We start from the raw sequence: 15,045 nt of genomic DNA, 5'->3' as shown, positions 1-15,045 counted from the left end.
TCTAACAGACGGAAAGGAGAGGTCATGGATAGTCCGTTATCGCAGATGGATAGTCCGTTATCGCAGAAGGAACTGAAACTGATCGATGCCTACTGGAGGGCGGCGAACTATCTCTCGGTGGGGCAGATCTATTTGTACGAGAACCCGCTGCTGAAGCAGCCCCTGAGCAAGGAACATGTGAAGCCTCGGCTCCTTGGTCACTGGGGCACCACCCCTGGCCTCAATTTCATCTATGCCCATCTGAATCGAGCGATCAGGGCACGGGACATCGACATGATCTACATCATCGGACCTGGCCACGGGGGACCCGGCATCGTCGCCAATGCCTATATGGAAGGCACCTATTCGGAGGTCTATCCGAACATCGCCCAGGACGAAGAGGGCATGCAGCGACTGTTCAAACAGTTCTCGTTTCCCGGAGGTATTCCCAGCCACGTGGCGCCTGAAACCCCAGGCTCCATACACGAAGGCGGCGAACTGGGCTATGCGGTCTCTCACGCCTATGGGGCTGCCTACGACAATCCCGACCTGATCGTGGCCTGTGTTGTGGGCGACGGCGAGGCGGAAACCGGACCATTGGCGACCTCCTGGCATTCCAATAAGTTCCTGAACCCGGCGTCTGATGGAGCAGTGCTGCCGATTCTGCACCTGAACGGGTACAAGATCGCGAATCCCTGTGTCCTGGCTCGTATCACCCACGAAGAGCTGGATCAGCTTTTTCGCGGCTACGGGTATACGCCTCATTTTGTCGAGGGCAGCGATCCGGACAAGATGCACCAGCTCATGGCCGCCGCCATCGACACCTGCATGGAGGAAATCCGTAATATCCAGACTAAGGCGAGAAAAGACGGCGTGATAGAGCGGCCGCGCTGGCCGATGATCATTCTCCGTTCTCCGAAGGGCTGGACCTGCCCGAAGGAGATCGACGGGAAGCGGACAGAGGACTATTGGCGCAGCCACCAGGTGCCGATGGGCGAAATGCACGAAAAGCCCGGACACGTGAAGATTCTTGAACAATGGATGAAGTCGTACAAACCGGAGGAACTCTTCGACGAGACCGGCCGGTTGAAGCCGGAGCTCGCCGAATTGCCGCCGAAGGGCGCGCGTCGCATGAGCGCCAATCCACATGCCAACGGCGGTCTGCTGCTCCGGGACCTGCGTTTGCCCGACTTCCGCGACTATGCAGTCAAGGTGACGAAGCCCGGTTCGGTCACTGTCGAATCCACGCGCCTCATGGGGCAGTTCCTTCGAGACGTCTTGAAACTCAATATGAAGAGCCGGAACTTCCGGCTCTTCAGTCCGGACGAGAACAACTCAAACCGCTGGCAGGATGCATTGGAGGTGACCAACCGTGCCTGGATGGCGGACCGCTATCCCTACGACGACCATCTGGCGCCGGATGGCCGGGTGATGGAAATGCTCAGCGAGCATCAATGCCAGGGTTGGTTGGAGGGCTATCTCCTCACCGGCCGGCACGGGTTTTTTTCCTGCTACGAGGCGTTCATTCATATCATCGACTCGATGTTCAATCAGCATGCGAAGTGGCTGAAGGTCTGCAATGAGATACCCTGGCGTCGGCCGATTGCCTCGCTCAATTATCTGTTGAGCTCTCACGTCTGGCGTCAGGACCACAATGGTTTCAGCCATCAGGATCCCGGCTTCATCGATCATGTCGTGAACAAGAAAGCGGAAGTCGTGCGTGTCTACCTGCCGCCGGATGCCAACACGCTCCTGTCGGTGACCGACCATTGCTTGCGCAGCCGCAATTACGTCAACGTCATCGTGGCCGGCAAACAGCCGGCCCCGCAATGGCTGACGATGGATCAGGCGGTCAAGCATTGCGCGGCGGGCATCGGCATCTGGGAATGGGCCAGCAACGACAAGGGGGGAGATCCTGATGTCGTCATGGCCTGTTGCGGAGACGTGCCGACGTTGGAGACGCTGGCTGCCGTGGATCTCTTCCGCCGGCATGTTCCTGAGTTGAAGATTCGCGTGATCAATATCGTGAACCTCATGAAGCTGCAGTCCGCGAGCGAGCATCCACACGGTCTGCCTGACCGGGACTTTGATGCGCTCTTCACCAAGGACAAGCCGATCATTTTCGCGTTCCACGGGTACCCATGGCTGATCCACCGGCTCACGTATCGGCGGACGAACCATCACAATCTGCACGTGCGCGGCTACAAGGAGGAAGGGACGACGAGCACGCCGTTCGACATGGTCGTCATGAACGATCTCGACCGGTTCCACCTTTTCGGCGACGTGATCGACCGGCTGCCGCAGCTTGGATCCCGCGCCGCCTATGCCAAGCAGGCGATCGGTGACAAATTGCTTGAGCACAAGGAGTACATCGCCAAGCACGGCGAAGACATGCCTGAGATCACCGATTGGCAATGGGGGCAGCATGCCCCGGCGGGACGACGCGCGTCATCCACGGAATCGGACAATGTGTAATGAGTCACTGTATGGCGCGACAATCCAATCTCATGAGTCCGACAGGAATGCCAAGGAGGTGATGCGATGACGAGCGGCGCAGTTCCACTGACGCAAGGTGTTGCCTGGAAGGCCCTTCAGGAACATTACGAGACGGTCAAGGCCCTGCACATGCGGGATCTCTTCGGGAAAGATCCAGGGCGCGGCGCGCGCCTGGAGTGCGAGGCGCAGGGGATCTATCTCGACTATTCGAAAAACCGCCTCACGGACGACACGATGCGTCTGTTGCTCGACCTCGCGGACGCCGGCGGCTTGCGCGCCGGTATCGACGCGATGTTCCGTGGCGAGAAGCTCAATGTGACTGAGCATCGCGCGGTGCTCCACGTCGCGCTGCGCGCCCCCGCCGGTGCCACCATTCGAGTGGACGGCGAGAACGTCGTGCCGAAGGTCCAGGCGGTGATCGAGAAGATGGCCGGCTTCGCAAACCTTGTACGCAGCGGCCAGTGGAAAGGTCATACCGGCAAACGCATTCGCACTGTCGTGAACATCGGGATCGGAGGCTCGGACCTGGGGCCCGTCATGGCCTACGAGGCGTTGCGGGCCTACAGCGATCGCGCTCTGACTGTTCGGTTCGTCTCGAACGTGGATGCGACCGATATCGCTGAGTCCACGCGGGACCTCGATCCGGCTGAGACGCTGTTCATCGTCTGCTCGAAGACGTTTACCACGCAGGAGACCATCGTCAACGCCCAGACTGCCCGCGCCTGGTGCCTGCAGGCGCTCAAAGACGACGGGGCGGTGGCCCGCCACTTCGTGGCCGTGTCCACGAATGCCGGGGAAGTCGCGAAATTCGGGATCGATCCCGCCAACATGTTCGAATTCTGGGACTGGGTCGGAGGTCGTTACTCGCTGCCTTCAGCCATCGGCCTTTCGTTGATGGTCGCCATCGGACCAGAGCGATTCCGCGAGATGTTGGCCGGATACCATGCCATGGACGAGCATTTCCGGACCGCTCCGTTCGACAAGAACCTGCCCGTATTGCTGGGGCTCATCGGACTCTGGTACGTGAATTTCTTCGGCGCCGAATCTCATGCAATTCTGCCCTATGATCACTATCTCGGACGGCTGAGCGCCTATTTACAGCAGCTCGATATGGAGAGCAACGGGAAGCAGGTGGATCGAGGGGGGAGCGTGGTGAATTACCAGACTGGCCCGGTCATTTGGGGCCAGCCCGGCACCAACGGCCAGCACGCGTATTATCAGTTGATCCATCAAGGCACGCGGTTGATCCCGTGCGACTTCATCGGGTTCTGCCGGTCGCTCAATCCCATGGGGCAGCATCACGACCTGCTGGCCTCCAATCTGTTCGCCCAGACAGAGGCACTGGCCTTCGGCAAAACCGCCGCGGAAGTGGAGGCTGAAGGAGTGCCTCCCGCCCTGGCGCCGCACCGGACGTTTCCAGGCAACCGCCCGACGAATACTATCTTGGTCGAGCAACTGACGCCGGAACTGTTCGGAAAATTGATCGCGCTCTACGAGCACAAGGTCTTCGTCCAGGGCACGGTCTGGCGCATCAACTCGTTCGACCAGTGGGGTGTGGAGTTGGGCAAGGTGCTGGCCAAACGGATCACGCCGGAATTGACGAGCGCGACAGATCCCGATCTCCGGCACGACAGCTCGACCAACGAATTGATCCGGCGTTACCGCCGGTTTCGCCTGAAGGGCTGACAGGGCATCGAAGAGTCAGAAGCGATTGGTAAGTAGTAAATGGTAAGTAGGAAGTAGAGGGGAACCTGAAAGTCGAGGGCCGGCTCACTGCGACCATGTCATGAGCGAAGATCTTCCTATCGTCTACCTGGCCAGGCACGGTGAGACCGCCTGGACCATCTCGCGCCAGCATACGGGACTGACCGACTTGCCGTTGACTGAGCGGGGCGAGCGCACCGCTCGCCGGCTTGGAGAACGGCTGAAAGGATTGACATTCGCCAAGGTGTTGACGAGTCCGTTGCAACGCGCAGCCCGAACCTGCGAACTGGCCGGCTTCGGGGCAATCGCCGAAGTCGATCAGGATCTTGTCGAGTGGGACTACGGCCAGTATGAAGGGCGTCGCACGGATGAGATTCGGGTGGAACGCCCGGACTGGGAACTGTTCCGTGATGGATGCCCGGGAGGGGAATCGCCGGAGCAAGTCAGCGAGCGTGCTGATCGTGTCGTGCGGCGGGTGCGCGCGGTGGCAGGGGACGTCTTGCTCTTTACGAGTGGGCACTTCATGCGTGTGTTGGCCACCAGCTGGCTGGGGCTTGAACCGACGGTCAACTGTAAGTTTTTCATGTTGAGCACCGCGAGCTTGAGCGCGTTGGGCTACGAACATGACCTGTCCCGTCCGGTGATCCGATTGTGGAATGAGACTCGCCATGTAGACGTATGATTCAGTACGCGAGCGCAAACCATTCGATGAGAACAATCGGTGGAATCCGGCTGAAACCCTTGGGAGGCCTGTCTATGAATCGATCCGATGCACCTGGTTCGATAACCAGAGAACTTGTCAGACTCGGCAACCTGATCGAATGGGTGAAGACCTCCATGTTGTCGGCGGATGGTCCACGGTAGCGAATTAGATCTGAGTCGAAACGAGATCGGATGAGAGGCAAGGGGATAGGCTCAGGGCTGAGCGCTCCGCTTGTGGCGACCGTCTATGACGACGGAGTGAACTTCAGCTTGTACTGCCGAAGCGGCACGTTCGTGGAGCTGCTGAGGCAAGGTACATTCATGAATCGTTTCTTGGAGGTGGTATGGACGCTCGTGTGAACAAACTGCTCGACCAATACGGATGCGGCCCCATCCAGTTTACTGGCACGAGTGATGCGCTCTATGAACGCCATTTGATTTTCGACCACGTCCTCGATCCTGAGCGGGCGACCCAATATGAGCAATTCGAGGCGGCGGCTCGGTCGGTTCGGGACGTGATTTCGCAGCGCTGGCTCAAGACCGAAGCGACCTATGAGAAGAAGAATCCCAAGCGGGTGTACTACCTCTCAATGGAGTTCTTGCTCGGGCGGTCGTTGATCAACAACGTCACCAACGCGCTGTTGGGGCCGTTGGCGTTGGAGGCCATGAACAAGAAAGGGCTCGACCCGCTCGCACTAGCTGAGTGCGAACCAGACGCCGGTCTGGGCAACGGCGGACTCGGGAGGCTGGCGGCCTGTTTCATCGACTCGATGGCGACGCTGCAGATTCCTGGGATGGGGTATGGGCTCCGCTACGAGTACGGTATCTTCAAGCAGACGATCAGGGACGGTTGGCAGTGCGAACAGCCGGACAACTGGCTTCGAAGGCCTGATCCCTGGGAGGTGGCGCGGCTCGAGCACGCGGTCGAGGTCAGATTGAACTGCTCATTCGAGTTGCAGGCCGGTGCGCTCAAGCCGGTCCATGGGCGGCCGTCCACGTTACTCGGAATTCCTTTCGATCGTCCGGTCATCGGGTACGGCGGCAAGACCATCAACACGCTGCGGCTGTGGGCGGCTGGCACGCCCGATTATTTCGATTTTCAGCAATTCAGTCGCGGTGATTTTGTCGGCGCATTGGCGGAAACCCTCGCTGCCGAATCGCTCACGCGCGTCCTCTATCCGGACGACTCCACGTCCATGGGGCAGGGGTTGCGGTTCCTGCAGGAGTATTTCCTCGTCGCCTGCTCGCTCGCCGATCTCATCCGTCGCTTCAGACGAGCACAGGACGACTGGAGTCGGTTGCCGGAGCAGGTGGCCATCCAATTAAACGACACCCATCCGGCGATGGCCGTGCCGGAGCTCATGCGGATCCTGCTCGATGACGCACACCTGGGCTGGGAGCAGGCCTGGGACCTGACGCAACGGTCGCTTGCCTATACGAACCATACGCTGCTCCCAGAGGCGCTGGAGAAATGGCCGCTCAGATGGTTCGACAGCGTGTTGCCGAGGCTGGCGGATATCGTCTGCGAGATCAATCGTCGGTTCCTGGATACGGTCCGTGGTCGGTTTCCGGGCGACGAAGGGCGGGTGGAACGTGTCAGTCTGATCGAGGAAGGAGCGGACCGAAAGGTCCGGATGGCCAATCTGGCCATCGTAGGTTCACACAGTACGAACGGTGTCGCGGCCATTCATTCTGAATTGCTTCGCACGACGACGGTCAGGGACCTGGCCGAGATATTCCCCGTGCGGTTCAACAACAAGACCAACGGCGTCACGCCGCGGCGATGGTTGTTGACGTGCAACCCCGCCTTGGCGCGGATCATCAGCGACGCCGTCGGCGACGGCTGGATCACCGATCTTGGCCTTCTGGCCAAGCTCAAACCACTTGCCGAAGATAAGAGTTTTCGCGAGGCCTTTCGCGCAGCCAAGCGGGAGGCGAAGGTAAGATTCGCGAAGTGGCTCAAATCGCAGGTCGGGGAGGCGGTGGACCCGAAGAGCATTTTCGATTGCCAGGTGAAACGCATTCATGAATATAAGCGCCAGCTCCTCAATGCCTTGCACATCGTGATCCTGTACAACCGGCTTCGCGAGAACCCGGGCCTCGACTTCACGCCTCGCACGTTCTTCTTCGCCGGCAAGGCGGGTCCGGCTTACCACTTGGCCAAGCTCGTGATTAAATTCATCAACAACCTGGCCGGCACGATCAACGGCGATCCCACGGTGAAAGGACGCCTCAAAGTCCTGTTTCTGCCGGACTATTGCGTCTCACTGGCCGAGCACCTCATTCCCGCCAGCGACGTATCCGAGCAGATTTCGACCGCCGGTTATGAGGCCAGTGGTACGAGCAACATGAAGTTCATGATGAATGGAGCCCTCACCATCGGGACGCGAGACGGTGCGACGATCGAAATGGCTGCAGAGGCCGGAGAGGAGAACTTTTTCCTGTTCGGGCTCAGCGCGGAGGAGGTCGCCAAGAGCCGGGGCTGGTATAACCCCCATTGGCATTATGAGCATGATTTGGAGACCAAGCACGCGCTTGACCTCATCGCCTCCGACTACTTCAGCCGCCACGAGCCTGGCGCGTTTACCCCTCTTTGCGATACGCTGCTGGCCCACGGGGATTTCTACATGCATCTGGCGGACCTCACAGCCTACAGTCGGACACAGGAGGCAATGGGCCGTCTCTACCTGGACCAAGAGGCGTGGGCGAACAAGGCGATCCTCAATGTTGCTGGCTCCGGGAAGTTCTCGAGCGACCGCACCATCGCCGAATACGCGTCCGACATCTGGAATGTCAAGGCCTGCCCCGTGGACTAACATGAGATTTGAGGCAGGATCACGGGCGGGTCATACTGACAAGGTGTCGGTGAAAAGGTTTTACCAGCCTATGCAAGAGGTCACGGCTGTTACGCCGTGGCACTTCACGCGCGAATCGTGATCGGAGGTTGAAGGATCATGGCCAAGGACAAGGAAGAAGAGAAGGGCGGGAAGCTGAAACGCAAGGACTACGAGAAGGAACTGCGCAAGCTTCAGGCTGAACTCTGTCACCTCCAGGATTGGGTGAAACAGAAGGGTGTGAGGATCATGGTGGTGTTCGAGGGCCGCGACGGCGCGGGGAAGGGCGGTACCATTCGTGCCATCACCGAGCGCGTGAGTCCGCGCGTGTTCCGTGTCGTGGCCCTGCCGGCTCCTTCGGATCGCGAGAAGAGTCAGATGTTCATGCAACGCTACATGACCCACTTCCCGGCGGCAGGTGAAATAGTCATTTGGGATCGGAGTTGGTACAACCGTGCCGGTGTCGAGCATGTCATGGGATTTTGTAGGAAGGAGCAATATGAGCGGTTCCTGGAGCTCTGTCCGGTCGTCGAGAAATACGTTGTCGACGGCGGGATCATCCTGATCAAATATTGGCTGGAGGTGAGCAATGAAGAGCAGGAGCGACGTTTCCGGGCACGGGTCGACGACCCGGTGCGCCAGTGGAAGCTGAGCCCGATGGATCTGCCCTCGCGTGAAAAATGGTACGAGTATTCGCGCGCGCGCGACCGGATGTTGGAGGCGACCGACACGAAGCATGCACCGTGGTACGTTATTCGATCAGACAACAAGAAGGCCGCGCGGCTCAACTGCATCAATCATCTGCTGAGTCTGATTCCCTATAAGAAGTTGAAACGCCAGAAGGTGAAACTGCCAGAACGATCGAAGAAGTACAAATACGATGATCAGGCGACGATGAAGGACAGAACATTCATCCCTGAGAAGTTTTGAGGAAGTTCGGATCAGCATCAGTCGCCCTGATGGGCATCGGCAGTCGTAGGTCCAACAGGGAAGATCTGGGGAGAGCGTCATGAACATGCAGCAGTCTCAGGACAGGGCCATCGGAATTCTCGTCGGCGGTGGTCCGGCGCCGGGAATCAATGGTGTCATCGCGGCTGCGGCGTTGCGGTGCCTGGCTGCCGGCCGCCGGGTGCTCGGTATCCGGGACGGATTCAAGGGGTTGATCGCCGGTGATATGAGCAAGGTCGTACCCATGACGATGGAGGAGGTGAACGGGCTCCACCTTCAGGGCGGTTCCTATCTCCGAACCGCCCGGGCGAATCCGACAAAGAACCCGCAACATATGGAGAACGTGATCGCCACGCTCCGCAAGCTCGACGTGTCTGGCCTGATCACGATCGGCGGCGACGATACCTGTTTTTCCGCGCTGAAGCTGGAACAGGCCGTTCAAGGGAAGTTGCGCGTCGTCCACGTCCCGAAGACGATCGACAACGATCTGGATCTGCCGGAAGGTGTACCGACCTTCGGCTTCGAGACGGCCCGGCACATCGGCGTGCAGATCGTCAAGACTCTCATGGTGGAGGCGCGTAGTACCTCACACTGGTTTATTGTCGTGGCGATGGGGCGGCAGGCGGGCCACCTGGCGCTGGGCATTGGGAAGGCAGCCGGCGCCACGCTCACACTCATCCCCGAAGAATTCTCCGTACGCCCGCTCCGTCTCTCCCATGTCGTCGATGTGGTGGTCGGCGCAATTCTTAAGCGATTGAGGCTGGGGCATGAGGATGGCGTGGCCGTGCTGGCAGAGGGGCTGGCCGAAGCGCTGGATCCCGAGGAACTATCCCAAGATGCATCGTTGCCGCGCGACGATCATGGCCACATCGAGCTGTCCAAGGTCGATTTGGCAGGGCTGCTCTCACGAGCCGTGCTCGCGCGGCTCGCGCCAATGGGGATCGAGCCGGTGATTCGAGAAAAGGATATCGGATTTGAGCTACGATGTGCGGATCCGATCGGGTTCGATCTCGAATATACGCGGGAGTTGGGATGCAGCGCCGCCGGTCTTCTGCTGGAAGGAGGCAGCGCAGCGGTGGCGGCGATGGTCCATGGGCGGTTCATGCCCATCCCGTTCGACCAGATTCTCGACTCCCGCACCGGCCGGACCAGGGTTCGGCCGGTCGATGTCCGCTCTGCCGGCTACGAGATCGCTCGACGGTACATGGTTCGTCTCGGACCGGAAGACTTCGAGCAGCCCGATTTGCTCGGCAAGTACGCGAGCCTCACTCGCATGACTCCGGCAGAGTTTCGATCGAGTTTCGAGTATGTGGTCGAGGCGAGCGTCGGCGGGGATCGTGATCTGTTACGCCGGCGAGGGGTCAGCCTACCACGGTAACTGCGATCCGGCAGCTGACACGAGGGAGGTAGCCGGTGTCTGTCGCCATCGGATTCGGTCCCGCAGGTCTTTACTTGAAGGGGACCCTGAAGCTCTATCTCGCTGATCTGGCAGGTTACTCTCGGTCGGGAGTCAATTGTAAGTTTCATGGGAGGGGATCAATGATCATGATCAAGACAGCTCTTGTCGCTGCCGTGGCAGCGAGTATGGTTTCAGCGTTTTTTGTCGCGGTGCCGCCGCCTGCTGCTGTTGCCGAAGAGCGCGATGCCGGCTCGGACATTGAGCTGCTGCGCGCGGACCTTCGGACGAAAAAGATGCAACTGATCGCAGACCGGATGCAATTCACCCGTGACGAAGCGGACATCTTCTGGCCCCTCTATCGGAAATACGAAGTGGAGTCGGCGGCCATCAATGACAAGAAGATTGCAGTGATGGAGGACTATAGGAAGTCGTACGAGTCCCTTAGCGACGCTGGTGCCAAGGATCTGGCGCGGAGAGTCTTTGAAGTAGATCAAATGACGCTTGATCTCCGGAAGAAAGCATTTGAGGAGATCGCGAAGGCCTTGTCTCCTAAAACGGCAGCAAGATTTCTCCAACTGGAACGCCGCCTCCAACAACTGGTGGATGTCCAATTGGCGTCGGCTGTTCAGCCGATCAAGAAGTAAGGCGGACTCGGAGGACATCAGGCCAAGCGGACAACTCGGGATCACGGCCGCGAGCGTAGATGTTTCCGCTTATTTGGTACACGGAGGGATGGAGGCTCGGATCTCAATCCGCTTGAATCCCTGGACGAAAGACTTTCGGTGTCGTCATGCGACGCGTTTCTGGAATCCCGCCCCCTTACCCCCTTCCAATGCCCGTTCGACATCCAGGAGGCTGAAGAGCTGGATGAGTTTCGCGACGCACCCGGTCTGGTGGCTCACGCCAAGGCCCGCGCCGTTGTCCTGCTTCTCAGAGCACGAGGATAAATCTGCGAGGGGCACGGTCGCTGGAATCGGCGTCTCCCACAAAGATCTCCTAAACAGTATGGTCCTCTCATGCAACTCGCGTCGGCCCGTCCGAGCAGTTGACGCCGTGTTGCAATGATACTACCCTACGCGCCGCGTGGCCGAGAGGTCGGTTCGAGTATGGCCATACCAGTGTTCAAGAGATCAGGAGCGGTACCGGGCGTCGATCCGAACTATGAAGCTGAAGCATCGATTGGATGGCAAGTATGCAACGATTGGAACAGGCTGCACTTGTTCGGCTCGCTGTATTGTTAAGTGGACGGCAAGCGCATGTGGTTGTCAGGGATACGGCGGATAGAAAATCGAGGGAGTATGAAACAGAAGATTCGAGCAGCGGTATTATTGGTCTGCATGAGTCTATGGTCTCTGGTAGTCCAAGGTTGTCAATCACCAGGGGTCGCGCAGAAGCAACAGTGGAGTCCTCAACCCATCGAATCCTTCGGTTCGATTGCCGGCAAGTGGGACGGACTCGTGGTGCGGTCTCCCAAAGTGCGTGGGGACGATTGGCTTCGCGTGACCATTGCCGACGACGGCCGGTACGAGTTTGCAAGCTATCGAACCATAGGTATATTCAGCGGACGCGGACAATTCACGTTGGCCGAGGGCAAGCTGACCGTGACAACCGAGCGCGGTACTGCCACCGGCTCGTTATATGTATCGGACAATTCTCGCATGCTGCGAATGAGTGGGGTTATGGAGGACGGTACAAGGTATGCGGCCCAGCTCCATCCGTCTCAATGAATCTTCGCTCAGGTTTCTGATCAGGTCTCGATTCCTTCCTCGGCCCCCGCGCCGGTTTCACTGCGCGATGTGTTAACCACGTGATGATGAGACAGATAAATACGCGTAATTAACTGGGTAAGAGTTTTAGTGTGGTGTGCAGTGCGTGGCATCGCGGGAAGGAACGGCGAACAGGCGGTCGAACACGTCGCCGATGGCATCGCCGCTGCCGACCAGTGTCCCAAGATCTATCGTTTTCAGGAATGCGTGACGATGGATCGAAGCTATGGCATCCGCCTTATGAAAGTCCGTCATTGCTGTTGGTTATGCATGACCGCACTCTTGACTCTCGCGGACTGCCTTGTTATCTTATCTTTCGTTCTTGGTGCAGTGTCCCTGCCTGATGACCGCGCCTGACGGCGAGTCACGGTGCGGTGCCAAAGGGAAACTACCCGAATTTATTTCGAGCAGGTCCCTTGACACGCTACCGTGCACATTGTATAGTGCGCGGCTCGCGTGATGAACGCGATCGTTCTTTGAAAACTGAATAGAGGACGTTGAGCAAGGTGTAAGGTGTATTGAAGTGGTGGCCCTTGGTCCAAATTCTAAGAACACCTATTTGAGAGTTTGATCCTGGCTCAGAACGAACGCTGGCGGCGCGCCTAATACATGCAAGTCGAGCGAGAAGACGTAGCAATACGTTTGTAAAGCGGCGAACGGGTGAGGAATACATGGGTAACCTACCCTCGAGTGGGGAATAACTAGCCGAAAGGTTAGCTAATACCGCATACGACTCTCGGTCTGCGGATCGAGAGAGAAAGCGATACCGTGGGTATCGCGCTCTTGGATGGGCTCATGTCCTATCAGCTTGTTGGTGAGGTAACGGCTCACCAAGGCTTCGACGGGTAGCTGGTCTGAGAGGACGATCAGCCACACTGGCACTGCGACACGGGCCAGACTCCTACGGGAGGCAGCAGTAAGGAATATTGCGCAATGGGCGACAGCCTGACGCAGCGACGCCGCGTGGGGGATGAAGGTCTTCGGATTGTAAACCCCTTTCGGCAGGGAAGATGGGACGGGTAACCGTTCGGACGGTACCTGCAGAAGCAGCCACGGCTAACTTCGTGCCAGCAGCCGCGGTAATACGAAGGTGGCAAGCGTTGTTCGGATTTACTGGGCGTACAGGGAGCGTAGGCGGTTGGGTAAGCCCTCCGTGAAATCTCCGGGCCTAACCCGGAAAGTGCGGAGGGGACTGCTCGGCTAGAGGATGGGAGAGGAGCGCGGAATTCCCGGTGTAGCGGTGAAATGCGTAGAGATCGGGAGGAAGGCCGGTGGCGAAGGCGGCGCTCTGGAACATTTCTGACGCTGAGGCTCGAAAGCGTGGGGAGCAAACAGGATTAGATACCCTGGTAGTCCACGCCTTAAACGATGGATACTAAGTGTCGGCGGGTTACCGCCGGTGCCGCAGCTAACGCAGTAAGTATCCCGCCTGGGAAGTACGGCCGCAAGGTTGAAACTCAAAGGAATTGACGGGGGCCCGCACAAGCGGTGGAGCATGTGGTTTAATTCGACGCAACGCGAAGAACCTTACCCAGGCTGGACATGCAGGTAGTAGAAGGGTGAAAGCCTAACGAGGTAGCAATACCAGCCTGCTCAGGTGCTGCATGGCTGTCGTCAGCTCGTGCCGTGAGGTGTTGGGTTAAGTCCCGCAACGAGCGCAACCCCTGTCTTCAGTTACCAACGGGTCATGCCGGGAACTCTGGAGAGACTGCCCAGGAGAACGGGGAGGAAGGTGGGGATGACGTCAAGTCAGCATGGCCTTTATGCCTGGGGCCACACACGTGCTACAATGGCCGGTACAAAGCGCTGCAAACCCGTAAGGGGGAGCCAATCGCAAAAAACCGGCCTCAGTTCAGATTGAGGTCTGCAACTCGACCTCATGAAGGCGGAATCGCTAGTAATCCCGGATCAGCACGCCGGGGTGAATACGTTCCCGGGCCTTGTACACACCGCCCGTCACACCACGAAAGTTTGTTGTACCTGAAGTCGTTGGCGCCAACCGCAAGGAGGCAGACGCCCACGGTATGACCGATGATTGGGGTGAAGTCGTAACAAGGTAGCCGTAGGGGAACCTGCGGCTGGATCACCTCCTTTCTAAGGAGTCTTATGACTCTGCAGAAAACTCGGGCTGAGGGCCACCTCTTCAATACATACTTACACGATACGCACGATACGATTGTTGTGAGGGTTCAGACGGCGCTTCTCCACAAATGGTAAATTATTGCATTTATGGAGAGATCGAGTCGAATACGGGCCCTGGTCGCTTCAGACTCAGCTGGGCCTGTAGCTCAGTTGGTTAGAGCACGCGCTTGATAAGCGCGGGGTCGATAGTTCAACTCTATCCAGGCCCACCATCTGAGTCCTGATTTTCTGGGCGCGACGCGCACGGTATCAGGAGCAGACTCTTTCCGTTGAGAATGGGGCTGTAGCTCAGTTGGGAGAGCACCTGCTTTGCAAGCAGGGGGTCGTCGGTTCAATTCCGTCCAGCTCCACCAAACCGCGCTTGCGCGTACCGTTTACCACCGTAATTTATTTTCTACGAGGGTTGGGTAAACGGAGAGTTAGTGCGAATTGACTTGTCCAACGTCCTCTAAGCAGTTCTCGGCGCAACGGCGCCGAGGTTGTTCTTTGACAACTGAATAGGTCTTGACGAAAGACCATGTGTATCAGGAGCAAAGTGATTGTTAAGCTACTAAGGGTGTACGGTGAATGCCCTGGCATCAGCAGGCGATGAAGGACGTAGCTAGCTGCGATAAGCCGCGGGAAGCCGCAAGCAGGCCGTGATCCGCGGATGTCCGAATGGGGAAACCCAGGCGATGAATGCCGCCTATCCGCGTCTGAATCCATAGGACGCGAGAAGCCCACGCAGGGAAGTGAAACATCTCAGTACCTGCAGGAACAGAAATCAATCGAGATTCCCCCAGTAGTGGCGAGCGAAAAGGGAATAGCCTAAACCACAGTGATGTCAAGCCCGTGTGCGTTGTCGCTGTGGTGTCGTAGGGCTTCGTTTGACGGCGATACGGCGCCGTCGGCAAGTCAAAAATTAGGATCTTAGTCAAACGGTCTGGAAAGGCCGGCCAAAGAAGGTGACAGCCCTGTAGGCGACAAGACCCTAACTTGCTGGACGGAGTTCCTGAGTACCACGGGGCCCGAGAAACCCTGTGGGAATCCGGGACGACCACGTTCCAAGGCTAAATACTCGCTGATGACCGATAGC

The 15,045-nt window shown here is 58.3% G+C and carries 10 protein-coding genes, 2 tRNA genes and 2 rRNA genes (1 of these 14 running past the window's edge); 13 read left to right on the top strand and 1 reads right to left on the bottom strand.

Going from position 1 to position 15,045, the window contains the following annotated elements; all coding sequences use genetic code 11:
- Positions 1 to 24: 24 nt before the first annotated feature.
- The 9 genes from P0119_08245 (at position 25) to P0119_08205 (ending at position 11,789) form a co-directional block, all read left to right on the top strand.
- Complete coding sequence (locus tag P0119_08245; protein ID MDF0666048.1) at positions 25 to 2,454, top strand: phosphoketolase family protein; 2,430 nt, start codon at positions 25 to 27, stop codon at positions 2,452 to 2,454.
- Between the two features lie 66 nt (positions 2,455 to 2,520).
- Positions 2,521 to 4,161, top strand: coding sequence for a glucose-6-phosphate isomerase (gene pgi, locus P0119_08240; GenBank protein MDF0666047.1), 1,641 nt, complete (start codon positions 2,521 to 2,523; stop codon positions 4,159 to 4,161).
- A 100-nt stretch (positions 4,162 to 4,261) separates the two neighbouring features.
- Entirely contained in the window at positions 4,262 to 4,861 is a 600-nt protein-coding gene (locus P0119_08235) for a histidine phosphatase family protein (protein ID MDF0666046.1), read from the top strand.
- A gap of 212 nt (positions 4,862 to 5,073) precedes the next feature.
- Positions 5,074 to 5,241, top strand: coding sequence for a hypothetical protein (locus P0119_08230; protein ID MDF0666045.1), 168 nt, complete (start codon positions 5,074 to 5,076; stop codon positions 5,239 to 5,241).
- Entirely contained in the window at positions 5,226 to 7,697 is a 2,472-nt protein-coding gene (locus P0119_08225) for a glycogen/starch/alpha-glucan phosphorylase (protein MDF0666044.1), read from the top strand. The genes P0119_08230 and P0119_08225 overlap by 16 nt, the downstream gene beginning before the upstream one ends.
- Before the next feature lie 138 nt (positions 7,698 to 7,835).
- A complete protein-coding gene (ppk2, locus tag P0119_08220) occupies positions 7,836 to 8,645 on the top strand; it encodes a polyphosphate kinase 2 (GenBank protein ID MDF0666043.1) in 810 nt (269 codons plus the stop codon).
- A gap of 79 nt (positions 8,646 to 8,724) precedes the next feature.
- Positions 8,725 to 10,041 (top strand): diphosphate--fructose-6-phosphate 1-phosphotransferase, encoded by a 1,317-nt coding sequence (gene pfp, locus P0119_08215; protein ID MDF0666042.1) that lies wholly within the window; start codon positions 8,725 to 8,727, stop codon positions 10,039 to 10,041.
- A 161-nt stretch (positions 10,042 to 10,202) separates the two neighbouring features.
- The gene (locus P0119_08210; protein ID MDF0666041.1) at positions 10,203 to 10,706 is read left to right on the top strand and encodes a hypothetical protein; all 504 of its coding nucleotides are present in this window, start codon (positions 10,203 to 10,205) and stop codon (positions 10,704 to 10,706) included.
- Between the two features lie 654 nt (positions 10,707 to 11,360).
- Positions 11,361 to 11,789: a hypothetical protein gene (locus P0119_08205; protein MDF0666040.1), complete on the top strand. Its 429-nt coding sequence runs from the start codon at positions 11,361 to 11,363 to the stop codon at positions 11,787 to 11,789.
- Positions 11,790 to 11,915: 126 nt separating this feature from the next.
- On the opposite strand, the gene P0119_08200 is transcribed toward P0119_08205, so the two are convergent.
- Positions 11,916 to 12,083: a hypothetical protein gene (locus P0119_08200; protein ID MDF0666039.1), complete on the bottom strand. Its 168-nt coding sequence runs from the start codon at positions 12,081 to 12,083 to the stop codon at positions 11,916 to 11,918.
- A gap of 300 nt (positions 12,084 to 12,383) precedes the next feature.
- Between P0119_08200 and P0119_08195 the strand changes: the two genes are divergently transcribed.
- The 4 genes from P0119_08195 to P0119_08180 form a co-directional block, all read left to right on the top strand.
- A 16S ribosomal RNA gene (locus tag P0119_08195) occupies positions 12,384 to 13,922 on the top strand.
- 183 nt (positions 13,923 to 14,105) lie between these two features.
- Positions 14,106 to 14,182: transfer RNA gene (locus P0119_08190), tRNA-Ile, on the top strand.
- Positions 14,183 to 14,247: 65 nt separating this feature from the next.
- Positions 14,248 to 14,323: transfer RNA gene (locus P0119_08185), tRNA-Ala, on the top strand.
- Positions 14,324 to 14,510: 187 nt separating this feature from the next.
- A 23S ribosomal RNA gene (locus P0119_08180) occupies positions 14,511 to 15,045 on the top strand (it continues 2,472 nt past the right edge of the window).
- Together the 16S and 23S rRNA genes with 2 tRNA genes alongside form the textbook arrangement of a ribosomal RNA operon.

The sequence above is a fragment of the Nitrospira sp. genome, from assembly GCA_029194665.1.
Classification (GTDB): domain Bacteria; phylum Nitrospirota; class Nitrospiria; order Nitrospirales; family Nitrospiraceae; genus Nitrospira_D.
Note: the sequence above shows the minus strand (reverse complement) of the source record. Positions and strands in the feature narration are given on the sequence as shown.